This is a genomic window from Klebsiella sp. RIT-PI-d (assembly GCF_001187865.1).
Lineage (GTDB): Bacteria > Pseudomonadota > Gammaproteobacteria > Enterobacterales > Enterobacteriaceae > Superficieibacter.
The window spans coordinates 1-24,311 of record NZ_LGIT01000007.1 but is presented as its reverse complement, the minus strand read 5'-3'; the positions used below and the strand labels follow the sequence as shown (position 1 = coordinate 24,311).

Below are 24,311 nucleotides of genomic sequence, written 5' to 3'. Positions count from 1 at the left end.
ATGAGTGTGATAGCGCAGGCAGGGACGAACGGTCGTCAGCTGCATAAATTTGGTGGCAGCAGTCTGGCAGATGCGAAATGTTATCTGCGCGTTGCGGGCATTATGGCGGAGTATTCGCAGCCTGGCGATATGATGGTTGTCTCTGCGGCAGGCAGTACCACCAACCAGTTGATTAGCTGGCTGAAGCTCAGCCAAACCGATCGGCTCTCTGCGCATCAGGTTCAACAGACGCTGCGTCGCTACCAAAGCGAATTGATCGCCGGTTTATTGCCTGCTGATATTGCCGATGAATTAATCAGTGCGTTTATCCATGACCTTGAACGTCTGGCAGGATTGCTCGATAGCGGCATTAACGATGCCGTTTATGCAGAAGTCGTCGGCCACGGTGAAATCTGGTCAGCCCGTCTGATGTCGGCGGTCCTTAACCGTCAGGGATTTGAGGCCGCGTGGCTGGACGCACGCGATTTCCTGCGCGCTGAACGTGCGGCACAGCCACAGGTCGACGAAGGTTTATCGTATCCGCTGCTGCAACAGCTGCTGGCGCAGCATCCGAATAAACGTCTGGTGATCACCGGCTTTATCAGCCGTGATAATGCGGGTCAAACCGTGCTGCTGGGACGTAATGGATCCGACTATTCCGCAACCCAAATCGGTGCGCTGGCAGGCGTTTCCCGCGTGACGATCTGGAGCGATGTCGCCGGGGTCTACAGTGCCGATCCGCGTAAAGTGAAAGACGCATGCCTGCTGCCGCTGTTGCGTCTGGATGAAGCCAGCGAGCTGGCACGTCTGGCGGCACCGGTCCTGCACACCCGTACTTTGCAGCCGGTTTCCGGTAGCGACATTGATTTGCAACTGCGCTGTAGCTACACGCCGGATCAAGGTTCAACGCGTATTGAGCGTGTACTGGCATCCGGTACCGGCGCACGTATCGTCACCAGCCATGATGATGTCTGTCTGATTGAGTTTCAGGTGCCTGCCAGTCAGGATTTTAAACTGGCGCACAAAGAGATAGACCAGGTGCTGAAGCGCGCTCAGGTGCGCCCGTTGGCAACCGGCATACATAACGATCGCCATCTTTTGCAGTTTTGCTACACCTCGGAAGTGGCCGACAGCGTACTAAAAATCCTTGACGAAGCGGGTCTGCCGGGCGAGCTGCGTTTGCGGCAGGGACTGGTACTGGTGGCGATGGTCGGCGCAGGCGTCAGCCGTAATCCGCTGCACTGCCACCGCTTCTGGCAGCAGTTGAAAGGCCAACCCGTCGAGTTTACCTGGCAGTCGGAAGAGGGCATTAGTCTGGTGGCCGTTCTGCGTAGCGGCCCGACAGAAAGCCTGATTCAGGGGCTGCATCAGTCTATTTTCCGTGCAGAGAAACGTATTGGCCTGGTTTTGTTTGGTAAAGGCAACATCGGTTCACGTTGGCTGGAACTGTTTTCCCGCGAACAAAGTACCCTTTCAGCGCGTACCGGTTTTGAATTTGTGCTGGCAGGCGTGGTGGACAGCCGCCGGAGTTTGCTGAGCTATGACGGCCTGGATGCCAGCCGTGCGCTGGCGTTTTTCAATGATGAGGCTGTCGAACAGGATGAAGAGTCGTTATTCCTGTGGATGCGTGCTCATCCCTATGATGACCTGATTGTGCTGGATGTTACGGCCAGCGAACAACTGGCCGATCAATATCTGGATTTTGCCAGCCACGGTTTTCATGTCATCAGCGCCAATAAACTGGCAGGGGCCAGCAGCAGCGACAAATATCGCCAAATTCGCGATGCCTTTGAGAAAACCGGACGCCACTGGTTGTATAACGCCACCGTCGGTGCAGGTCTGCCGATCAACTATACCGTACGCGATCTGATCGACAGTGGCGATACTATCTTGTCGATCAGCGGGATCTTTTCCGGCACGCTATCGTGGCTGTTCCTGCAATTCGACGGCACTGTGCCCTTTACCGAACTGGTCGATCAGGCCTGGCAGCAGGGTTTGACCGAGCCGGACCCGCGGGTTGATCTCTCTGGTAAGGATGTTATGCGTAAGCTGGTTATTCTTGCGCGTGAAGCTGGCTACAACATTGAGCCAGGCCAGGTGCGCGTGGAATCGCTGGTGCCATCGCACTGTGAAGACGGTTCAGTCGATCATTTCTTTGAAAATGGCGAAGAGCTAAATGAGCAGATGGTGCAGCGACTGGAAGCCGCTAACGAAATGGGCCTGGTGCTGCGCTACGTGGCGCGGTTCGACGCCAATGGTAAAGCACGCGTTGGGGTTGAAGCGGTGCGGCCTGAGCATCCGCTGGCGGCCCTGCTGCCCTGTGATAATGTTTTCGCCATCGAAAGCCGCTGGTATCGCGATAACCCGCTGGTGATCCGTGGGCCAGGCGCTGGCCGGGATGTCACTGCTGGCGCAATTCAGTCAGATATTAACCGACTGGCGCAACTGCTGTAGGGGAGTTATCAAATCTGCCATTAACGTGCATTCTTCATAACAGGAAGCGTGCACGTCTCTTCGCTTTACACCGTCTTTGCTACCAGGAAAAACACATCAGTAATGCGCATTGCTTCGACAGCATCGTGAATCATTTTCATCTTCCCTGAACATTCCTCACGCATTCCCCCGATCTTTCTATTGACGTCCGACCGCTTTTCCGTCATTTTTACATCTGGACGTCTAAACGGATAGATGTTCATAGCATACATAATAATGACACGCGATTGATGAGGTAAGGTATGAGCTTTTTTCACGCCAACCAGCGGGAAGCCCTGAATCAGAGCCTGGCAGAAGTCCAGGGTCGGATTAACGTTTCGTTTGAATTTTTCCCACCGCGCACCAGTGAAATGGAACAAACACTGTGGGCCTCTATCGATCGTCTGAGCAGCCTGAAACCAAAGTTTGTTTCCGTGACGTATGGAGCAAACTCCGGCGAGCGCGACCGTACGCACAGCATTATTAAAGATATTAAAGAGCGCACCGGACTCGTTGCCGCACCGCATCTGACCTGTATTGATGCGTCGCGTAACGAGCTGCGCGCGATTGCCCAAGACTACTGGAATAACGGCATCAGACAGATTGTGGCACTGCGCGGGGATTTACCCGCCGATGGCGGCAGGCCAGAAATGTACGCCGCTGATTTAGTGGGACTATTAAAAGACGTGGCTGATTTTGATATTTCTGTGGCTGCCTACCCGGAGGTTCATCCGGAAGCGAAAAGCGCCCAGGCCGATTTGCTCAATCTGAAGCGCAAAATTGACGCCGGGGCTAATCGGGCGATTACTCAGTTCTTTTTTGATGTTGAAAGCTATCTGCGTTTTCGCGATCGCTGCGTATCAACCGGTATCGACGTTGAGATTGTGCCGGGCATTCTCCCGGTATCAAACTTTAAGCAGGCGAAAAAATTTGCTGACATGACCAACGTGCGTATTCCTGCATGGATGTCGCAAATGTTTAATGGTCTGGATAACGATGCTGAAACCCGCAAGCTGGTCGGGGCCAATATCGCCATGGACATGGTGAAGATTTTAAGTCGTGAAGGGGTGAAGGATTTCCACTTTTATACCCTGAACCGGGCAGAGATGAGCTATGCCATCTGCCATACGTTGGGTGTGCGTCCGGCAGAATAAAACACCGGGCAGCGTTTCTCCGCCCGGTTACGTCTAATTAGCTTTATTGGCCATAATCTCAATAATCTGCCGATCGGTTTGTTGCATCGACTGGCAGGCGAGCGCGCACAGATTGGCAATAGAGTGCTCAACATCGTGGGCCACAATGCCGTCATTGCCTGAAACGGCTGTGTTATCCAGCGCCATAAGTACCGCTTTCCACGCCGCCGATACGCTGGTCGACACTTTCATCGCGCAGCTATTCGATGCGCCATCGCAAATCATGCCGCTGATATCACCAATCATATTGCCGATGGCGATGGCTATCGTGTCATAACGTCCATCCACCAGCCACGCCATACCTGCCGCCGCACCCATTGATGCGGTTGTGGCCGCACACAGCGCGGATAATTTTGGCAGTTGATAATGAATATAAATAGCGCTCAAATGCGAAAGCATTAGCGCCCGGGCCAGTCTTTCATCGTCAGCATTAAAATACTCAGCGACGACCATTACCGGCACGGTGGCGGCGATCCCCTGGTTACCCGAGCCGGAGTTGCTCATGGCGGGGAGTGTGGCACCGCCCATTCGCGCATCCGAAGCGGCGCTGGTGCGGATCACTATGGCGGTAGAGAGATCGTCCGCCAGCAGGCCGCGCGCGCACTGTTTTTTCAGCGTGGCACCGATGTGCAGTCCCCATTTCCCGGCTAATCCTGCCTCTGACAGTGCGCCGTTCAGCCGTGCCGCCTCCAGAATAAAGCGAATGCGCTCCAGAGGAACGCGACTAATGAACTGGAAAATGTCTGCCAGTGACGCGTCAGCAAGGGCGGACAGCGGTGAATCCGCGACGGTTTGCGGCCTCTCCTCCGACCGCTGGAACAGCACGGCATCCTGATTAGCGATTTCTACAACGCGGGTATGCTCACCGGTAATCGTTGCGCTGGCCCACGCATTGCCGCACCAGACTTTAGCGCGAGCGTAAAGGATATCTTCACAGGGGAACTGGATCATGACGCGTACCTTTCCCGCCGCTAGCATGGCTTTCGCTCCGGCTATGGATCGGGGTGTGGCTGTTTTCAGTACTTCCAGCCCGGCTGCGGCATTACCGCCCAGCGCGCCCAGCGCCGCAGCGACAGGTAAGCCGACCATGCCGGTGCCCGGTACGGTAACGCCCATCCCATTTTTCATCAGATTAGGGGAGACCCAGGCCTCAATGCGTTCAGGTTCACCGTCCAGCTTTGCCGCTGCAACCGCGGCGGCCAGCGCCAGCGAAATCGGCTCAGTGCAACCCAGCGCAGGTTTAACCTCTTCACGCACAGCATCAATAAAGCAGTCCCACAGTGGACTCATTTCAGATTCAGACATGATCATGACCTTTTACATGTATATCAGGAGAAGGCGAGGAACGGAGAGACACACAGCAGAAGGCCAGTAATGATGATTATGACCAGCGACGTGCCTTTATATTTGTGCAGGGTCGGTACCTGATAGACCAGCCATGCCGGAATTAAGCAGCCGACCAGACCGAAAATGGGGCTACAGATAGAGGTAAAACTCAGCACCGGCGCATTAAGTACGATGGCGCTCCACGCCAGCAAAATCGCTAACAGCATAATGCCGCGCTGTACCCATTTTTCCTGAATACGCTCGGCGGGATATTTACGCCGCAGCAAATTCATCACAATGCCCTGCGCCGCTTCGCGAAAGCCCAGATATACGCCAAAGAAAGCGGTCATTACGGCAAAAATATTGAGGACCACGCTGACGATTTTTACCCAGCCAGCGCCCGCACCACTGATAAATTTTGCCGCGATTGCCAGCGCTGAGATATTTTGCTCATAGGCTTTTACCGCTTCTTCATGGCCCATTGCGAGGGTAAAAGACACCGCGTAGAAGAAGACGGTGACGAATAAAATACCAAAGGCGATATTCATTGCTCGCAGGGCTTTATACCGTGCGACTTCAATGGATTTTTCCCGTGAGCGATAGGAGATCACCATAGGGCTTAACGTCTGGATAAATAAAATAGACGTTAAGGTAAATGGCAACGTGATGATGGCGTTTTTGATCAGTAAGCCCAGCGGCGGTAACGAGCCAACATTATATAAATGCCACATGCCAACCATCGCAACACCGAGAGCTGCAACCACCAGTAATTTGGTGAGTACCATGCCGGTTGAAATTTTAAAAAGGAGTTTTTCACCCCGCGAGGAGATCACCACTAAAATACAAATCAGTATCAGTCCATAAAATGGATTGTCGGACAGCAGATCCTCTGTTACGCCGAAAGTTTGTAAATAGGATGCGCTGTCATTAGTGATCGCGGTGGAGTAAACAAACATCCAGATCACCAGCATCACAAAATAGAGTGCGCCTAATAAGATACCCCAGTTCTTGCCAAGATAGCCGCTGATTACGCTGGGGTAATCTTTGCATTCTGGCGACTCTGCCAGCGTATTAATAAACAGGCGCTGGAAAAGATACATCGCCGGGTAACCAATAACTGAAGACAGCAGAAATACCCATAATCCCATCAGGCCGACCTGGACGGGCAAGAAGACAATGCCCGCGCCAATCGCCATGCCAATACTCATGATCACCCAGCCGGTATCCATACTGTCGAATTTGGTCGCTTCACGCCATTCGTCTTTTGTCATCTCCGCCCGACGGCGAGGTATAGATGTATCTATAATAGTGCTGTTCTTATTAAGAGTTTTCATAACATATTCGCTCAAAAATAAAGTAGGGTGTTTATATTTTTCTTGTCGCGAGAATGACCAGCGATGCGCGCAAGCGTATTAGCAGGTGATTTTTAATAATAGGGGGATGATACCTACAGGAGAGGAGAAAAGTTTCGCTATTCGCAGGGGGTAATTACGTTATTTTTAGGAAAAGTCATCTCCCGCTACGCCTTTTTTTACCAAAATATTCTATCGATCGTGTATGCGGATGATAGTTTAAAATATTATTTTACAGGTATTTTTAACGTTATCGTATTAATTGATTCATTAATATTTTAGGCAGGTAAATGTGTCTGGAATATGGCTAAAGAATTTATTTCGCCGGGAAGCATAAAAAGGCCATGCTGTTACAGCATGGCTTGGTAATAACTACTGATTGCCCGTTAGCTCGCCAAAGGGCAGTGAATCATAATTAATCAGCGCTTTTTTCTTATAGGGATTGCCAATCCAGCGCGTGGCTTCAACAAATTGCGGACTGACTATTGAACGCGTCGGATCGTACCCGTTATAGCGCAAGCCGGCCAAATCTGACCAGGTGTGGATCAGCTGAGAACTGCTGTATTTACGGTGGGTGTCGCCAGAAAAATCACGCGGATGCGCCCTCTGCCATTTCTCAGATGTCCACAGCAGGAACGGAATAGTGTACATATGACGCGTCGGACTCTCTTCATTGCGTCCCTGGGTGTGATGCGGCGGCGTGTCGTATACCTCTTCACCATGATCGGAGAAGTAGAGCAGGAAACCGTTAGGATCGGTCGCTTTGTAATCATTAATCAGGCTGGCGACAACGCGATCGTTATAGCGGTTGGCATTGTCATAATCGTTATACGCTTCCCGCTCAACGGCACTAAGACCTGCCGGTATATCATCAGTTTTACCGTCAAAAGTGCCCTCATCCGCCGGATAGCGATATTTGTATTTAATGTGCGTCCCCAGCAAATGAACGATAATAAATTTCTTCGGTGCAGGATCGTTCATCACCGCTTTAAATGGCGCCAGCACATTCGTGTCATACTCACGCGCGCTCTGCATCCGCTCCTGATTCATATAAAACTGCTTATCGGTTTGCCTGGAAAATACCGTCAGCATGGTATTACGTGCAGTCAGCGTTTGCTGATTAGTGATCCAGAATGTCTTGTAGCCGGCCTGTTTCATCATATTCATCAGCGAGGGCCGGGTCAGATACAGATCGGGATGCTGCTCATCTGCAAAGGTGAGCGCCTGTTGCAGGATCTCAATGGTATAAGGGCGCGAAGTCACCACATTATCAAAGACCGTCAGATGATTATCAGTGTTATGCAGCGCATCCAGCTCAGGGGTGGTTTTACGCGGATAACCGTACAGACTCATGCGGCCACGTTGGGTCGATTCGCCAATAACCAGCACCAGCGTGCGCGGGGCATTGCCCGAGGTATCCTGGAAATTATTCAGCGGGGCAAGGGCGCTATTTTTATCCAACAGATTATTCAGACTGTCCAGCTGTTGACGATACTGATAATAGCCCGTAACAAACTGCCAAGGTGCGGCAGGCTCCAGGCGCGTTGACAGCGAACCCACTGCGCGTTCAAACGTTTTATCCCGGGTCAGCATATTACTGGCAACCGGTTGTACGAGCAGCGCGTAGAACAGAGCTAATGACACCACCCAGCGCCAGGGGCGGGGAATAAAGATGGGGCGCAAACGTGACCACAACAGGATCGTGACGGCGGTATAAATGACGGCGATCGCAACCAGCTTCAGGCTAAAATACTGGCTAAAATATTCACTGGCTTCGCTGGCATTGGTTTCAAACATCACAAACAGGACGCTTTGCGAGAATTCCTGACCGTAGATCACATAATAGCTGAGTACCGCCAGCGATGATGCCCATAGCACCACGCCGATCAGCGCGGCAATAAGGCGGGTACGGTGTGGAAACAGAGACACAGGCAGTAGCCAGAGCGTGCTATAGAGCAGCGAATCACGTAAACCGTTGGTGCCGCTAAAACCGCTAAATGTGATGACGGCCTGTAATACGGTAGAGAAAAAGCAAAAGTAGAGTAATGCCCAGCCGAGGGCTTTCCAGCTGAACGATGGTTCAGGTTGGGATGGAGAGGAAGACATACGTTTGGCCTGTAGAAAAATTTACCGGCAAGCGTAATGACCGAACCTTAAGTCAACCTTAATTTTTCCAGGGCGTAATGCTGATTCGGGGAACAGATGAGAAAGACCTCTTACGCCCGGCGGCGTAAGAGGTATGAGGATAATCAACCGGTATTGCGCATACCTGCGGCAACGCCGGCTATTGTGACCATTAGCGCCTGCTCTACGCGTGCGTCCGGCTCGTTACCTTCTTCTTCAGTACAGCGAGAGCGGTGCAATAGCTCGGCCTGAAGGACGTTCAGCGGGTCGGTATACACATTACGCAACTGAATAGACTCGGCGATCCACGGCAGGTCGGCCATCAGGTGTGAGTCGTTAGCGATCGCCAGCACCACCTTAATGTCAGCTTCCAGCAGTTCGCGCAGTTCGGCACCCAGCGGCCAGAGTTCTTTTTTCACCAGCCGCTGATCGTAATATTCCGCCAGCCACAGATCGGCTTTCGAATAAACCATCTCCAGCATGCCCAGGCGCGTAGAGAAAAATGGCCAGTCGCGGCACATGGCTTCCAGTTTGCTCTGTTTACCATCTTCCACCACTTTTTGCAGCGCGGCACCGGCACCTAACCAGGCGGGCAGCATCAGACGGTTCTGGGTCCAGGCGAAGATCCACGGAATAGCACGTAGTGATTCCACGCCGCCGGTAGGGCGACGTTTTGCCGGGCGCGAACCCAGCGGCAGTTTGCCCAGTTCCTGCTCCGGCGTTGCGGAACGGAAGTAAGGCACAAAATCCTCGTTTTCGCGCACAAAGCCGCGATACATATCGCAGGAGATGTCAGACAGCTCGTCCATAATATGACGCCAGGCTTCTTTCGGCTCCGGCGGCGGCAGCAGGTTAGCTTCCAGAATCGCGCCGGTGTAAAGCGACAGGCTGCTAATGGTGATTTCTGGCAGACCGTACTTAAAGCGGATCATCTCACCTTGCTCAGTGACGCGCAGGCCGCCTTTCAGGCTACCCGGCGGCTGTGAAAGCAATGCTGCATGTGCAGGCGCACCGCCGCGACCAATAGAGCCGCCGCGGCCGTGGAACAGGGTCAGTTCGATACCGGCTTTCTCACAGGTCTTAATCAGCGCATCCTGCGCCTGATATTGCGCCCAGGACGCCGCCATTACACCCGCGTCTTTTGCCGAGTCAGAATAGCCAATCATGACCATCTGTTTGCCCTGAATAAAGCCGCGATACCAGTCGATATTAAGCAGCTGGCTCATAACATCGTTAGCGTTGTTGAGGTCGTCCAGGGTTTCAAACAGTGGGGCGACCGGCAGAGCAAAACCTATACCTGCCTCTTTCAGCAGCAGATGAACCGCCAGCACGTCGGACGGCGTTTTGGCCATCGAAATAACGTAGGCAGCCACCGAGCCATACGGCGCTTCGGCGATCACCTTACAGGTGTCGAGCACTTCGCGGGTTTCTTCACTCGGCTCCCACTGACGCGGTAACAGTGGACGTTTTGAGTTCAGTTCGCGGATCAGGAAGGCCTGTTTGTCAGCTTCCGACCAGCTTTCGTAATCGCCAATACCAAGATAGCGGGTCAGTTCGCCCAGCGCTTCGGTATGACGCGTGCTTTCCTGGCGGATATCAATGCGCACCAGCGGAACGCCAAAACATTTTACGCGGCGCAGGGTGTCGAGCAGTTCACCGTTGGCAATAATGCCAAGCCCGCAGGCCTGAAGCGATTGATAGCAGGCGTAAAGCGGTTCCCACAGCTGTTCGTTCTGGGTTAACAGCCCTGCCGGTTTTGGCAGACGCTGGCCTTTAAGACGTGCCTCCAGCCAGCTTTGGGTAGCCATGAGCTGACCGCGCAGGTTTTTCAGCAGATAGCGGTATGGCTCCTGTGCGCCCTCTTCGCCAACCTGCTCGCGCAGTGCATCGCTGCATTCCACCATCGACAGCTCAGAAATCAGTAGCTGAATATCTTTCAGAAACAGGTCAGTGGCTTTCCAGCGGCTTAGCAGTAAGACGTGACGAGAAATATCGGCGGTTACATTCGGATTGCCGTCGCGGTCGCCGCCCATCCATGAGGTGAAGCGTACCGGGACAAAATCGACCGGTAGCCGATAGCCCAGATGCTCTTCCAACTGCTCGTTCAGTTCACGCAGATAGCTCGGCACGCCTTCCCACAGGCTATTTTCAACAACGGCAAAACCCCATTTAGCTTCATCGACCGGCGTCGGACGATATTTACGAATTTCATCGGTATGCCATGACTGGGCGATCAGCTGGCGCAGACGGCGCATAAGCTGGTTACGCTCGTAATCCACCAGATCGTTATTGTCGAGCTGCTTCAGGCAGGCGTTAACCTCGCCCATTTTATGGATCAGCGTGCGGCGAGTAATTTCTGTTGGGTGGGCGGTCAGCACCAGTTCAAGCGACAGCGACTCAACGGCTTTTTTAATCTCAGCCTCATTAAGCTCAGGTTGATTTTTGAGTTTTTTCAGGGTGCGGGCAATAATTTCCGGATTGCTGGCACCTTCACCTTTTGGTGAGATGCTATGGTACTGCTCGGCAGTATTGGCCAGATTCAAAAACTGGCTGAAAGCGCGGGCGACGGGCAGCAGTTCGTCATTCGACAAGTTTTGCAGCGTAGTCAGCAACTCCTGACGATTAGCTTCATTGCCTGCACGGGAAGATTTAGACAGCTTACGGATGGTTTCGACGCGATCGAGAATATTCTCTCCCAACGCATCTTTGATGGTCTCTCCCAGCAGTTTGCCGAGCATACTGACATTACTACGCAACGCGGAATATTGTTCGTTCATGTTACCCAGACACCCCATTCATTTTATTTTGTTATACACGTCATCTTTTCAGGTCGCCCTGGAGCAACGTGAACGACGTTGTCTTTACCCGGGCTTTCAGCTTCAGGCATAGACATCGTCTTTTATAAAGCCACGTAAAATCCCTGACGTCAATTGCTGCGAAATCGCTTCAGCAAACGAAAAAAGCGCCGCGATTTATTCGGGTTAACACAGTGTTAAACAGATAAGTTTTGCTTATATGAGTTACCTGCGCGTTAACCCTTTTTGGCTGAGTTTAGTGCCAGCAAAAGTGGTGTACGACTTGCGTAATCAGCTCCCGTGTCGGCTTGATAAAACGGGTCTCAAGATACTCATCCGGCTGATGCGCCTGATTGATAGAGCCTGGCCCCAGCACCAGCGTCGGGCACAGCGTCTGAATGAACGGCGCTTCGGTGCAATAGTTCACAACCTCAGTTTGCGCGCCGAGCAGCTTCTCAACTACCTGGACTAATTGGTGATCCGGCGGACATTCATAACCGGGGATCGGCGGATGCAGCTCGGCTACATTCAGACGACCCGGCCAGCGCTCGCTTACCGGTGCCAGGGCCTCGTTCAGTAAACCGTTCAAATCGTCAAGCGTCATGCCCGGCAGCGGACGAATATCCAGATGTAACTCGCAGCAGGCGCAAATACGGTTTGCCGCGTCGCCACCGTGGATATGCCCCAGATTCAGCGTTGGATACGGAACGGTAAACGCCTCATAGTGATAGCGCTCTTTTAGTTCATCGCGCAGGTGCAGGATGCGCCCGATAGCATCATGCATTAATTCAATGGCATTAACGCCGCGAGCCGGATCGCTGGAGTGTCCCGATTGCCCGAGCACGCGGATCGCATTAGAAATATGCCCTTTGTGCGCACGCACCGGCTGTAACGACGTCGGTTCACCGATAATTGCGCAGTCCGGGCGCAGGGCGGTGGTTTCTGAAAAGTAACGCGCGCCCGCCATGCTGGTCTCTTCGTCAGCAGTAGCCAGAATATAAAGTGGTTTTTTCAGCTGCGTAACGTCAACGTCGCGCAGGGCATCGAGAATAAAAGCAAAAAAGCCTTTCATATCGGCGGTGCCAAGACCGTACAGCTTGCCCTCATGCTCGGTCAGAGTGAACGGATCGCGCGTCCAGCGGCCGTCATCAAACGGCACGGTATCAGTATGTCCGGCGAGCAATAGCCCCCCCGCACCCTGACCAATACTGGCCAGCATGTTAACTTTATTACGTGTGCCGGGCACCGGCTGCACTTCCACATTGAATCCCAAATCGCCAAACCAGCCTGCCAGCAGATTGATTAAAGACGCATTACTCTGATCCAGCGCTTCTTCCGTCGCGCTGATCGACGGAGTGGCGATCAGGGCGCGGTAAATCTCGATAAATGGGGGTAATTTCTTTTTCATTGTTGACACGCCTCGGGTCATGATAGTATCAATATTCATGCAGTATTTATGAATAAAAATACATTATCGTTGAGCGTAAGAAAACCCACCGGCTGTAAGGTGATGTTAATACGCTTAACAGAGTGAGGGAGATTTCGGTCTTCCCTGGCAAACAGACGCAGAAGGTGAACCGCCCTAATGTTAAATACGCTGATTGTGGGTGCCAGTGGTTATGCTGGCGCAGAGCTCGTGACCTATGTAAATCGCCATCCTGATATGACCATAACCGCTTTGACCGTCTCAGCGCAAAGCAATGATGCAGGAAAATTAATCTCTGATTTACATCCGCAGCTGAAAGGCGTTGTTGATCTGCCTTTACAGCCGATGTCCGACATCAGCGAATTTAGCGCAGGCATCGACGTGGTGTTTCTTGCTACGGCGCATGAGGTCAGCCATGACCTGGCCCCACAATTTCTGGCGGCAGGCTGCGTAGTGTTTGATCTCTCTGGCGCATTCCGGGTTAACGATCTGGCGTTCTATGAGAAATACTATGGCTTCACGCATCAGCATCCTGACCTGCTTGAGCAAGCGGTCTACGGCCTGGCGGAATGGAGTTTGGATCGTCTTAAAGAGGCACAGCTGATTGCCGTGCCGGGATGTTATCCGACGGCGGCGCAGCTCTCACTCAAGCCATTAATCGATAATAACCTGTTGGATCTGAATCAGTGGCCGGTCATTAACGCCACCAGCGGCGTCAGTGGCGCGGGACGTAAAGCGGCCATCGGTAATAGCTTTTGTGAAGTTAGCCTGCAACCCTACGGTATTTTTAATCATCGTCATCATCCGGAAATCAGTACCCATCTCGGTACGGACGTGATTTTTACGCCGCATCTGGGCAGTTTTCCGCGCGGCATTCTGGAAACCATTACCTGCCGCCTGAAACCGGGCGTCACGCAACAGCAGGTGGCCGACGCTTTCCAGCAAGCCTATGCCGATAAACCGCTGGTACGTTTATATGATAAAGGCGTCCCCGCATTGAAAAACGTGGTGGGTTTGCCATTCTGTGATATCGGCTTTGCGGTACAGGGCGAGCATCTGATTGTGGTTGCTACAGAAGACAACCTGCTAAAAGGCGCAGCGGCGCAGGCCATGCAATGTGCCAATATTCGTTTCGGTTTTGCTGAAACTCAGTCTCTTATTTAGGGTGTGATCATGAATCCATTAATTATCAAACTGGGTGGCGTACTGCTTGATAGCGAAGAAGCGCTGGAACGTCTGTTTACCGCGCTGGTTAATTATCGCGAAGTCCATCAGCGTCCACTCATCATCGTTCACGGCGGCGGTTGCGTGGTGGATGAACTGATGAAGCAGCTTAATCTGCCGGTCACCAAGAAAAACGGCTTGCGCGTAACGCCTGCCGATCAAATCGATATTATTACCGGCGCGCTGGCAGGTACGGCAAATAAGACGCTGCTGGCGTGGGCGAAGAAACATCATATTGCCTCTGTCGGTCTGTTTCTTGGCGACGGTGACAGCGTTAAGGTGACACAACTTGATGAAGCGTTAGGGCATGTCGGTCTGGCGCAGCCTGGATCGCCGAAACTCATTAATACCTTACTGGACGGCGGTTTTCTGCCGGTTGTCAGCTCCATCGGCGTGACTGATGAAGGACAGCTGATGAATGTCAACGCTGACCAGGCCGCGACAGCACTGGCCGCCACGCTGGGTGCCGATCTGATCCTGCTCTCTGATGTCAGCGGCATTCTCGACGGCAAGGGGCAACGTATCGCCGAAATGACCGCGGCGAAAGCCGAACAGCTGATTGCGCAGGGTATTATCACCGATGGCATGATTGTGAAAGTGAATGCCGCGCTGGATGCGGCCCGCACGCTGGGTCGTCCGGTTGATATCGCTTCATGGCGGCACGCCGAGCAGCTTCCGGCGCTGTTTAACGGTACGTCGATTGGCACACGTATTACGGCATAAGATTGACGACCCGATAGTCATTTTACGCTATCGGGCAACACTAACGAATAAAGGAAGAATGTTATGGCACTTTGGGGCGGGCGTTTTACTCAGGCAGCAGATCAACGGTTCAAACAGTTCAACGACTCTTTGCGCTTCGACTACCGTCTGGCCGAGCAGGATATCGTTGGCTCAGTCGCCTGGTCAAAAGCGCTGGTAAGCGTCGGGGTGCTGACCGCTGACGAGCAGTTAGCGCTGGAAGAGGCCCTGAATGTACTGCTGGAGGACGTTCGTCTTAATCCGGCGCAGATCCTCGACAGTGATGCCGAAGATATTCATAGCTGGGTCGAAGGCAAGTTGATCGATAAAGTCGGCCAGTTAGGTAAAAAACTCCATACCGGACGCAGTCGTAACGATCAGGTGGCGACCGATCTGAAACTATGGTGCAAGGAAACCGTGGGTGAACTGCTGACGGCCAGCCGCCAGTTACAGAGCGCCCTGGTCGACACTGCACAGAATAATCAGGACGCCGTAATGCCGGGCTATACGCATCTTCAGCGCGCGCAGCCGGTGACTTTCGCCCACTGGTGTCTGGCCTATGTCGAGATGCTGGCCCGCGATGAAAGCCGTCTTCAGGACGCGCTTAAGCGTCTGGACGTCAGCCCGCTGGGCTGCGGTGCGCTGGCAGGGACGGCATATAATATTGACCGTGAGCAGCTGGCCGGCTGGCTGGGTTTTGCGTCTGCCACCCGTAACAGTCTGGACAGCGTTTCTGACCGCGATCACGTGCTGGAACTGCTGTCTGACGCCTCCATCGGCATGGTGCATCTTTCCCGTTTTGCCGAAGATTTGATTTTCTTCAACACCGGTGAAGCGGGCTTTATTGAGCTGTCTGACCGCGTGACGTCCGGCTCGTCCCTGATGCCGCAGAAGAAAAATCCTGATGCGCTGGAGCTGATTCGCGGTAAATGCGGCCGCGTACAGGGTGCGCTGACCGGTATGATGATGACGCTTAAAGGTCTGCCGCTGGCCTATAACAAAGATATGCAGGAAGACAAAGAAGGGCTGTTCGACGCGCTCGACACCTGGCTCGACTGTTTGCATATGGCTACTTTGGTACTCGACGGCATACAGGTTAAACGTCCACGTTGCCAGGAGGCTGCTCAGCAAGGTTATGCTAACGCGACGGAGCTGGCAGATTACCTGGTGGCTAAAGGCATTCCATTCCGTGAAGCACATCATATTGTGGGCGAAGCGGTGGTGGAGGCGATTGCTCAGGGGAAACCGCTGGAAGAACTGTCGCTGGCGGATCTGCAAAAATACAGCCCGGTGATTAGCGATGACGTCTACCCGATCCTCGCGCTGCAATCGTGTCTGGATAAGCGTTCAGCCAAAGGCGGCGTATCACCGCAGCAGGTCGCGCAGGCGATTGCGGATGCGCAGGCGCGACTGATTTAAGTTTGCAAAACGGCCTGAGAACGTTGAGGTTCCGTCCGCAGACAATTGCCTTGTCCTCAGCCTGAGGACGACCCGTATCCCGCGCTCACTGCCCGGCGCAAAAAAAAAGCGGACCATCCGGTCCGCAAAAAATTCACGTTGGCTTTAGGTTCGAGAGAAACTCTCTGAAGGAGCAGTAGCCTTGAGGGTTAAAAAAGACACCGTCTCGCTTCTGGTGACAATTATTGTACAGAGAGCTTGATAGGGATAATCGTTCATTGCTATTCTATCTATCGCCATGAACTATCGTGGTGATGGAGGATTACAATGAATATTCGCGATCTTGAATACCTTGTCGCACTGGCCGAGCACCGCCATTTTCGTCGTGCTGCCGATTCCTGTCACGTGAGCCAGCCCACGTTAAGCGGACAAATTCGCAAGCTTGAAGACGAGCTGGGCGTAATGCTGCTTGAGCGTACCAGCCGTAAAGTCCTGTTTACGCAGGCGGGACTGCTACTGGTGGATCAGGCGCGCACCGTGCTGCGCGAGGTCAAAGTGCTCAAGGAGATGGCGAGTCAGCAGGGCGAAACCATGTCTGGCCCGCTGCATATTGGTCTGATCCCAACAGTCGGACCGTATTTGCTGCCGCATATTATTCCGATGCTACATCAGGCTTTCCCGAAGCTGGAAATGTACCTGCATGAAGCACAGACGCATCAACTGCTGGCACAGCTGGACAGCGGCAAGCTTGATTGTGCCATTCTGGCGCTGGTAAAAGAGAGTGAATCTTTTATTGAAGTGCCGCTATTTGATGAGCCGATGATGCTGGCGATCTACGATGATCATCCGTGGGCAGGGCGCGATCGCGTGCCGATGGGCGATCTGGCGGGCGAAAAACTGCTGATGCTGGAAGATGGACACTGTCTGCGCGATCAGGCGATGGGCTTTTGCTTTGAGGCCGGTGCTGATGAAGATACTCACTTTCGCGCTACCAGTCTTGAGACCCTGCGTAATATGGTCGCGGCAGGCAGCGGGATCACATTGCTACCTGCGCTCTCGGTACCGCCGGAACGCAAGCGCGATGGTGTGATTTATGTGCCGTGTATTAAACCGGAGCCGCGCCGTACTGTCGGACTGGTCTACCGTCCTGGCTCGCCGCTGCGTGGGCGCTATGAACAGCTGGCGGAGGCCATCCGCGAGAAAATGGATGGCCATTTCGAACAGCCGTTAAAACAGGCGATTTAAGCCGTTCAGGGCGGCAACCCGGTAGGCTTCAGCCATCGTCGGGTAATTGAAGGTGGTGTTAACAAAGTATTCAATCGTGTTACCACCGCCTTTCTGCTCCATAATCGCCTGGCCGATGTGAATAATTTCGGCCGCGCGCTCACCAAAGCAGTGTATTCCCAGAATCTCTTTGGTTTCGCGATGAAACAGGATCTTCAGTGTACCCACGTTCATACCCACAATCTGCGCTCGCGCCAGATGCTTAAACTGCGCCCGTCCCACTTCATACGGAACTTTCATTGCCGTTAGCTGCTGCTCGGTTTTGCCGACGGAGCTGATTTCCGGGATGGTATAGATTCCAGTCGGAATATCTTCAATAAGATGCGCAGTCGCCTCGCCTTTACTCATTGCCTGCGCGGCGATGCGTCCCTGATCGTAAGCCGCAGAGGCCAGACTCGGATACCCAATCACATCGCCAACGGCATAAATATGAGGCAGCGCGGTCTGATACATACTGTTCACTTTAAGCAGCCCGCGTCCGTCGGCCTGTAGACCGATGTTCTCCAGCGCCAGTGAATCGGTATTGCCGGTGCGTCCATTGGCATAGAGCAGACAGTCTGCCTTCAACTTTTTGCCGGACTGAAGGTGCATAATGACGCCGTCATCCATACCTTCGATTTTCTCGTACTCTTCGTTATGACGGATAACGACACCGCTGTTCCAGAAGTGATAAGAAAGCGAGTCCGACATTTCCTGATCGAGAAAGGCCAGCAGACGGTCGCGGGTATTGATCAAATCCACTTTGACGTTCATTCCCCGGAAAATTGACGCATATTCACAGCCAATGACCCCTGCACCATAGATAATTACATGGCGTGGCTCATGATGCAGACTCAGAATAGAGTCGCTGTCGTAAACGCGTGGATGCGAAAAATCGACGTTGTCCGGGCGATAAGGCCGCGAACCGCAGGCAATCACAAATTTTTCTGCCGTCAGGGTCTCAACCGAACCATCGGGACAGGCCAGCGCCAGCGTGTGGTCGTCAACAAAGCTGGCATCGCCCTGCAGAATTTCACAATGATTACGCTCATAAAATCCCTGACGCATACGCGTTTGCTGGTTAATGACGTTATCGGCATGGTTAAGGATATCGGCAAATGAGGAACGTAAAAGGCGGGAATGGTCGCTATAAAGAGGGTTTTGGTTAAATTCGATAATGCGGCTGACGGCGTGGCGAAGGGCTTTTGAAGGAATTGTGCCCCAGTGGGTACAGCCACCGCCGACATTGTTATAGCGTTCAATGACGGCGACGCGCGCTCCTTGCTTAACCAGTCCCATCGCAGCACCTTCGCCGCCGGGGCCGGACCCAATGACAATTACATCATAATCCCAGGAATGTGGCATGGTATGAATCACCTGTTTTTACACATAAAATAAACATAATGATAACATTCGCCGCTCTTTAACCCAATTATCGTTGTGCTTTTTTGCGGCAATAAAACAGAAATAGCTCGTAAACAATCATTCACAACCTGTGCAAACCGATCCGTTTTAATCTCTGGTATAGTGCCATCTGGGCCTTTGGAAGGATTCAGACATCGTGATGGGCGTTAGAGCACAACAAAAAGAAAAAACCCGCCGTTCGCTGGTGGAAGCAGCATTTAGCCAACTAAGCGCAGAGCGCAGTTTTGCCAGCTTAAGCCTGCGAGAAGTGGCGCGCGAAGCGGGGATTGCCCCCACATCATTCTATCGTCATTTTCGCGATGTTGATGAGCTTGGCCTGACCATGGTCGATGAGAGCGGTTTAATGTTGCGTCAGCTTATGCGCCAGGCGCGACAGCGTATTGCCAAAGGCGGGAGTGTTATCCGTACGTCTGTCTCAACATTTATGGAGTTCATCGGCAATAATCCGAATGCGTTTCGTCTGCTGCTGCGCGAACGCTCTGGAACATCAAGTGCATTTCGCGCCGCCGTCGCCCGTGAAATCCAGCATTTTATTGCTGAACTTGCTGACTATCTGGAACTGGAAAGTCATATGCCACGGGCGTTTACGGAAGCGCAGGCTGAAGCAATGGTCACGATTGTTTTTAGCGCGGGTGCAGAGGCGCTGGATGTGACCGCAGAACAGCGCAGACAACTAGAGGAGCGGCTGGTATTACAGCTGCGTATGATCTCTAAGGGTGCGTATTACTGGTATCGTCGGGAGCAGGAGAGACCGACAAAACAGGTCGAGGAGAAAGAAAGGTCATGAAACAGACTATTCAGGATCGTGGTACGTTGCTGCTGGCGCTGATCGCAGGCTTATCTATCAACGGCACATTTGCCGCGCTGTTCAGCGCCATCGTGCCTTTTTCCGTGTTTCCGATTATTTCGCTGGTGCTGACGATTTACTGTTTACATCAGCGCTACCAGAATCGCACCATGCCCGTAGGGCTTCCCGGCCTGGCAGCAGGCTGTTTTATCCTGGGGATTTTGCTTTACAGCACGGTCGTGCGCGCAGAATATCCGGCGATAGGCTCCAACTTCCTGCCTGCGGTGCTGTCGGTGATTCTGGTGTTCTGGGTCGGTTTTCGGATGCGTAATCGTAAGCACGAGCTGTCAGAGTAAGGTAACCGGGCGGCGTGCCCGGTCTGGGGTCGTAGTCTGTATTAACGCTAAAAGCTTACTTGCGCGTCAGCAGTACGCCGCATTCCATATGATGGGTATACGGGAACTGATCGAACAGCGCCAGGCGCTCTATACGGTGCGTCTGGCCTAGCGTCTCCAGATTTTTGCACAGCGTTTCCGGATTACAGGAAATGTACAAAATACGCGGATAGGCCTGCACCATCTTCTCGGTTTCACTGTCCAGCCCGCTACGCGGTGGATCAACAAAAATCGTCTCGCACTGATAACTTTTCAGATCGATTCCCTGCAGGCGGTTAAACTCCCGCGCGCCGTTCATGGCCTGGGTGAACTCTTCTGCCGCCATGCGAATAATCTGCACATTATCGATATGATTTGCGCTGATGTTGTATTGTGCTGCCGCCACGGACGGCTTGGCAATTTCGGTGGCTAATACGCGATCGAAATTACGCGCCAGCGCCAGCGAAAAGTTGCCGTTTCCGCAGTACAGCTCCAGCAAGTCGCCGGTTGCGTTTTGCGTCGCATCCAGCGCCCACTCCAGCATCTGAATATTCATAGCGGCGTTTGGCTGGGTGAAACTGTTTTCAACCTGGCGATAAACCATTTCGCGACCGCCGACCGGCAGACGCTCATCAATATAATCCTGGTCCAGAGCAATCTTGGTTTTCGTCGCCCGGCCAATCAAATGCACATTGAGATTTTGTGCGCGCAGCGCATCACGCAATATTTCGCCCTGCTGACGCCACTCGTCATCCAGCTTTTTATGGTACAGCAGGCTAACAACGGCCTGATTGCTCAGGGTTGTCAGGTAATCAACCTGAAAGAGCTTATGGCGTAATACCGGGTTATTACGTACGCCTTCAAGTACCGCGCTCATCAGCTGATTAATTAATTCACTGGCCGCCGGAAAACGATCGACGCGAATGCGATTTTTCGTCTGCTGGTCGAACATGATGTGATAGAGGTCGTCGCCATCATGCCAGATACGGAATTCAGCACGCATACGATAGTGACTGACCGGGGAACGAAACACCTCTGGAACCGGCGCGGCGAAAGGCGTCATCATACTTTGCAAACGGACGACTTTTTCTGCCAGTTGCGCGTCGTACTGTTCTGTCGGGAGATGTTCGGGGGTCATGATGCGTCCTGAATGAAAGAGAATTAGGCGGGGATTGTAGGGATTGTGCCAGGGATGTCCAGCCTTTATCAACCATAGCAGTATGGACATCTATACGTATCTAATTGTAGCATTCTGTTTCCGGTCTCTAATGAGTGAATAGGGAATCCAGTGTAAATCTGGAGCTGACGCGCAGCGGTAAAGACTGGCGGGATGAAATCTATAGACACTGCGTAATAACGTGGGAAGTCTTCGTCCATTTAACGCCACCTAGCCCGAAGACCTGCCGGGATCACGTCGCATTTGGTTTCATCATCGCGTGCTATAGATGAGGCCTGCGGCATCCTTCTTATATTGTGGATGCTTTTACAATGATTAAAAAAGCTTCGCTGCTGACGGCATTTTCCGTCACGGCATTTTCTGGCTGGGCGCAGGATAGCAAGCCGGACACTCTGGTGGTCACAGCAAACCGATTTGAACAGCCGGTCAATACCGTTCTGGCGCCGGTAAGCGTCGTCACGCGTCAGGATATCGATCGCTGGCAGTCCACGTCGGTAACTGACGTTATGCGCCGCTTGCCGGGCGTTGATATTGCGCAAAACGGTGGTATCGGCCAGCTCTCTTCTCTTTTCATTCGCGGGACCAACTCCAGCCATGTGCTGGTGCTGGTTGACGGCATCCGTCTTAATCAGGCGGGCGTTAGCGGCTCGTCCGATCTGAGCCAGTTCCCGATATCGCTGGTGCAGCGCATCGAGTATGTGCGCGGACCGCGTTCGGCCATGTATGGTTCGGATGCCATTGGTGGGGTCGTCAATATCATTACCACGCGCGAAAAAGACGGCAGCACATTAAACGCGGGCGTAGGTTCGCACGGTTATCAGAATTACGGCGGCAGTATGCAGCAAACGCTGGCAGACTCTACGCGTGCGACCCTGGCCGGTGACTATACCTATACCAAAGGTTTTGACGTCGTCGCCGACGGCAATAATGGTGGACTGGCCCAGCCTGACGGCGACGGCTTTATGAGCAAGACGTTGTATGGCGCGCTTGAACATGATTTCTCTGACCAGTGGACCGGTTTTATTCGGGGTTATGGTTACGATAATCGTACGGCCTATGATGGCTACTACAGTTCATTTTCGCCGGATGTGCTGGTCGATACGCGCCAGCTCTATAGCCAGACGTGGAATGCAGGGCTGCGCTTTAACCAGGATATATTCCATTCACAGCTTTATTCGGGCTATAGCCACAGTAAGGATTACAACTACGATCCCCATTTAGGACGCTACGACAGCTCCGCAACGCTGGACGAAATCAAACAGTACAACGTCCAGTGGAGCAACACCGTTGATATTGGTCGCGGTAACATCGGCGCGGGTGTTGACTGGCAGAAGCAAAGCACGGAGCCGGGTACAAACTATGTGACCAATGGCTATGACCTGCGTAACACCGGGATTTATCTGACCGGCTTGCAGCAAGTTGCCGATTTTACCTTTGAGGGTGCTGCCCGCAGTGACGATAACTCGCAGTTTGGTCAGCACGGTACCTGGCAGGGAAGCGTCGCGTGGGAGTTCATCGACGGTTATCGCGCTATTGCTTCTTATGGTACGGCATTCAAAGCGCCGAACCTGGGGCAGCTTTACGGCTTTTACGGCAGCAAGAATCTTGATCCTGAAGAGAGCAAGCAGTGGGAAGGCGCATTTGAAGGTCTGACCGCTGGGGTAAACTGGCGCGTCTCGGGGTATCGCAATGATGTTGATGATCTTATCGACTATAACGATCAGCTGATGAAATATTACAATGTCGGCAAAGCACGTATTAAAGGTGTCGAAGCAACGGCAACGTTTGATACCGGTCCGTTAACGCATAACATCGGTTATGACTATGTGGATGCCCGTAACGCCAGAACCGATCGGCCGCTGGCTCGTCGGGCAAAACAGCAGGTCAAGTATCAGCTCGATACGCAAGTCTATGATTTTGACTGGAGTCTGACCTACCATTATCTCGGGACCCGTTATGATGCTGACTACAGTGCCTATCCGACCCGAACAGTCAAAATGGGCGGCGTAAGTTTGTGGGATGCGGCAGTATCATATCCAGTCACCTCACATCTCACAGTTCGTGGTAAAATAGCTAACCTGTTCGATAAAGATTACGAGACAGTTTATGGCTACCAAACTGCAGGGCGAGAATACAACTTGTCTGGCAGCTACACCTTCTGATCTGCGACCCACTGTGCTGGTGTTTGACTCCGGCGTCGGTGGGTTATCGGTCTACCGCGAGGTTCGACATCTTCTGCCGGACCTTCACTATATTTACGTTTTCGATAATGTTGCATTCCCTTATGGGGAGAAAAGTGAAGCCTTTATCGTGGAGCGCGTGGTTGACATCGTCACGGCGGTCCAGGCACGTTATCCGCTGGCGCTGGCGATTATCGCCTGTAACTCGGCCAGCACCGTTTCATTACCCGCCCTGCGTGAAAAGTTCACTTTCCCGGTTGTCGGTGTTGTTCCGGCGATCAAACCTGCCGCCCGATTAACGGCGAATGGTATCGTGGGTCTGCTGGCCACGCGCGGAACGGTAAAACGCCCTTATACGCATGAGTTAATCGCCCGCTTCGCTAACGAATGTAAAATCGAAATGCTTGGTTCAGCAGAGCTGGTGGAGTTAGCTGAGGCCAAACTTCAGGGTAAACCTGTACCTTTAGAAGCGCTGCAACGAATTCTGCGCCCGTGGCTACGAATGCCTGAGCCGCCGGATACCGTGGTATTAGGCTGTACGCATTTCCCTTTATTACAAGAAGAGTTATCGCAAGTGCTGCCTGAAGGAACGCGTCTTATTGATTCCGGGGCGGCGATTGCACGTCGTGCGGCCTGGTTACTTGAGCACGACGCGCCGGATGCGAAATCGCGGGATGCCAGTATCGCGTTTTGTATGGCGCTTACACCGGCGACAGAGCAATTATTGCCCGTTCTACAGCGTTATGGCTTCGAAACGCTCGAAAAACTGGCAGTTTGACGGCGTTTTGAGTAAAAAAGAAACGGTTGAAAAGTTTTTTTAAAAGAGGGCTTGTCAACGCCGAAGAACTCCCTATAATGCGCCACCACTGACACGGAACAACGGATTACAAACCGCCGGGTCAGCAGGGTTCCCTCCGGGAATTCTGGCGGAGAAAAGCGAAAATAAACGCTTGACTCTGAATGAGGAAAACGTATTATACGGGACCTCGCAACGGTGAGCGAAAGCCGCGTTGCACTGCTCTTTAACAATTTATCAGACAATCTGTGTGGGCACTCGAAGATACGGATTCTTAAA

General features: G+C 52.8%; 17 protein-coding genes and 1 riboswitch. Of the genes, 10 read left to right on the top strand and 7 right to left on the bottom strand.

Translation table 11 applies throughout. From position 1 onward, the window contains the following. Positions 1–2,433: a bifunctional aspartate kinase/homoserine dehydrogenase II gene (locus AC791_RS05950; RefSeq protein WP_049839582.1), complete on the top strand. Its 2,433-nt coding sequence runs from the start codon at positions 1–3 to the stop codon at positions 2,431–2,433. Positions 2,434–2,714: 281 nt separating this feature from the next. Next, complete coding sequence (gene metF / locus AC791_RS05945; protein ID WP_049839581.1) at positions 2,715–3,605, top strand: methylenetetrahydrofolate reductase; 891 nt, start codon at positions 2,715–2,717, stop codon at positions 3,603–3,605. Between the two features lie 33 nt (positions 3,606–3,638). Here metF and AC791_RS05940 read toward each other — a convergent pair whose 3' ends face one another. From AC791_RS05940 to argE, 5 genes are all read right to left on the bottom strand, one after another. Then, a complete protein-coding gene (locus tag AC791_RS05940; RefSeq protein WP_049839580.1) occupies positions 3,639–4,949 on the bottom strand; it encodes a serine dehydratase subunit alpha family protein in 1,311 nt (436 codons plus the stop codon). A gap of 23 nt (positions 4,950–4,972) precedes the next feature. Then, positions 4,973–6,304 (bottom strand): amino acid permease, encoded by a 1,332-nt coding sequence (locus AC791_RS05935; protein ID WP_049839579.1) that lies wholly within the window; start codon positions 6,302–6,304, stop codon positions 4,973–4,975. A gap of 390 nt (positions 6,305–6,694) precedes the next feature. Continuing rightward, positions 6,695–8,428 (bottom strand): phosphoethanolamine transferase CptA, encoded by a 1,734-nt coding sequence (locus AC791_RS05930; protein WP_049839578.1) that lies wholly within the window; start codon positions 8,426–8,428, stop codon positions 6,695–6,697. Between the two features lie 143 nt (positions 8,429–8,571). Continuing rightward, positions 8,572–11,223 (bottom strand): phosphoenolpyruvate carboxylase, encoded by a 2,652-nt coding sequence (gene ppc / locus AC791_RS05925; protein WP_049839577.1) that lies wholly within the window; start codon positions 11,221–11,223, stop codon positions 8,572–8,574. Positions 11,224–11,497: 274 nt separating this feature from the next. Next, on the bottom strand, positions 11,498–12,649 hold the full coding sequence (argE, locus tag AC791_RS05920) for an acetylornithine deacetylase (RefSeq protein WP_049839576.1): 1,152 nt from the start codon (positions 12,647–12,649) through the stop codon (positions 11,498–11,500). Between the two features lie 177 nt (positions 12,650–12,826). On the opposite strand from argE, the gene argC reads away from it, so the two are divergent. From argC to oxyR, 4 genes are all read left to right on the top strand, one after another. Continuing rightward, positions 12,827–13,831 (top strand): N-acetyl-gamma-glutamyl-phosphate reductase, encoded by a 1,005-nt coding sequence (argC, locus tag AC791_RS05915; protein ID WP_049839575.1) that lies wholly within the window; start codon positions 12,827–12,829, stop codon positions 13,829–13,831. A gap of 6 nt (positions 13,832–13,837) precedes the next feature. Further along, positions 13,838–14,614, top strand: coding sequence for an acetylglutamate kinase (argB, locus tag AC791_RS05910; protein WP_148677773.1), 777 nt, complete (start codon positions 13,838–13,840; stop codon positions 14,612–14,614). Between the two features lie 63 nt (positions 14,615–14,677). Further along, positions 14,678–16,051, top strand: a complete 1,374-nt coding sequence (argH, locus tag AC791_RS05905; protein ID WP_049839573.1) for an argininosuccinate lyase — start codon at positions 14,678–14,680, stop codon at positions 16,049–16,051. A 306-nt stretch (positions 16,052–16,357) separates the two neighbouring features. Further along, positions 16,358–17,275, top strand: a complete 918-nt coding sequence (gene oxyR / locus AC791_RS05900) for a DNA-binding transcriptional regulator OxyR (protein WP_049839572.1) — start codon at positions 16,358–16,360, stop codon at positions 17,273–17,275. On the opposite strand, the gene sthA is transcribed toward oxyR, so the two are convergent. Further along, the gene (sthA, locus tag AC791_RS05895; protein WP_049839571.1) at positions 17,258–18,658 is read right to left on the bottom strand and encodes a Si-specific NAD(P)(+) transhydrogenase; all 1,401 of its coding nucleotides are present in this window, start codon (positions 18,656–18,658) and stop codon (positions 17,258–17,260) included. The genes oxyR and sthA overlap by 18 nt on opposite strands. 196 nt (positions 18,659–18,854) lie before the next feature. On the opposite strand from sthA, the gene fabR reads away from it, so the two are divergent. Together fabR and AC791_RS05885 are read left to right on the top strand one after the other, a co-directional pair. Beyond that, positions 18,855–19,505: an HTH-type transcriptional repressor FabR gene (gene fabR / locus AC791_RS05890; protein WP_049839570.1), complete on the top strand. Its 651-nt coding sequence runs from the start codon at positions 18,855–18,857 to the stop codon at positions 19,503–19,505. Next, entirely contained in the window at positions 19,502–19,861 is a 360-nt protein-coding gene (locus AC791_RS05885; RefSeq protein ID WP_049839569.1) for a YijD family membrane protein, read from the top strand. The genes fabR and AC791_RS05885 overlap by 4 nt, the downstream gene beginning before the upstream one ends. 55 nt (positions 19,862–19,916) lie before the next feature. On the opposite strand, the gene trmA is transcribed toward AC791_RS05885, so the two are convergent. After that, positions 19,917–21,017, bottom strand: a complete 1,101-nt coding sequence (gene trmA, locus AC791_RS05880) for a tRNA (uridine(54)-C5)-methyltransferase TrmA (RefSeq protein WP_049839568.1) — start codon at positions 21,015–21,017, stop codon at positions 19,917–19,919. A gap of 104 nt (positions 21,018–21,121) precedes the next feature. Beyond that, a riboswitch (cobalamin riboswitch) is annotated at positions 21,122–21,302 on the top strand. Positions 21,303–21,367: 65 nt separating this feature from the next. Here trmA and btuB point away from each other — a divergent pair. Both btuB and murI read left to right on the top strand, forming a co-directional pair. Further along, the gene (gene btuB, locus AC791_RS05875) at positions 21,368–23,218 is read left to right on the top strand and encodes a TonB-dependent vitamin B12 receptor BtuB (RefSeq protein WP_049839567.1); all 1,851 of its coding nucleotides are present in this window, start codon (positions 21,368–21,370) and stop codon (positions 23,216–23,218) included. Then, entirely contained in the window at positions 23,163–24,014 is an 852-nt protein-coding gene (murI, locus tag AC791_RS05870; RefSeq protein ID WP_072094296.1) for a glutamate racemase, read from the top strand. Before btuB ends, murI begins: the two co-directional genes overlap by 56 nt. Positions 24,015–24,311 lie beyond the last annotated feature (297 nt).